The following is a 946-nucleotide window of genomic DNA, read 5'->3' on the forward strand; positions in this document are numbered from 1 at the left end:
GGGATCTTGCGATGACGACGAAGCCGAGCGGTCAGTTCAGTTTTGTGGAGGCTCTGCTGCCGCAGGGTCTTGGTCGGAGCGGTCGCCTGGACCGGTTGTCGTTGCTGGTGAAGTGGTATCGCTTCGAGAAGATCCTGGCACGGCTGCGCTCGCCGGCCGGACCAGGCCGGCCTGCCTACAATTCGTTGGTGATGTTCAAGGCGCTTCTGCTGCAGTCCTTGTATGGACTGTCGGACAGCGAACTGGAGGAGGCGCTCGCCGATCGGCTGTCGTTCCGCCGCTTCGTTGGGCTGACGCTCGAAGAGACGGTGCCCGACCACACCACGCTCAACCGCTTTCGCAATCGTCTCGTCGAGGCGGGGCTTCTGGAGAAGCTGTTTGGCGAACTGGACCGTCAGTTGGACAAGGCCGGGCTGATCCTGCGGCGCGGTACGATGCTCGATGCCACGGTGATCGAGACGGCGGCGGCACGGCCACCCAGTGGAACGGCGCACGAGGCCGGCGAGGCTGGCGATCCCGATGCCGGCTTTACACGCCGGCAGGGCAAGCCTGGCTCCTCCTATGGCTACAAGGCCCATGTCGGTGTCGACCAGGGCTCTGGCCTGATCCGCCGGGTGAGAACGACAGCGGCCAACGTCAACGACACGGTCGAGGCAGATCATCTGATCTGTGGCGACGAAGGCGCAGTGCTGGCGGATGCGGCCTATCACACCAAGGCGCGCCAGGTATTGCTGAGGGAGCGCGGGATCAAGCCAAGACTGATGCGGCGCGCCAACAAGCATCATCCGCATCTGCCAGCGCGCCTGAAGCATTTCAACCGGCTCATTGCGCGGCAACGCTTCGCCGTCGAGACGACCTTTGCCACCTTGAAGAACCGCATGCGGCTTTGCGCCATCCGCTACCGCGGCTTGGCCAAGGCGGCAGGACAGATCCTCATCGCCGCCAT

General features: G+C 64.2%; 1 protein-coding gene. It reads left to right on the plus strand.

Translation table 11 applies throughout. From position 1 onward, the window contains the following. The coding region (locus NKI21_RS32340; protein WP_352869323.1) for an IS5 family transposase at positions 1 to 946 on the plus strand (946 nt) is incomplete at both ends.

It is taken from the genome of Mesorhizobium sp. M0715 (assembly GCF_040320355.1).
Taxonomy (GTDB): Bacteria; Pseudomonadota; Alphaproteobacteria; order Rhizobiales; family Rhizobiaceae; genus Mesorhizobium.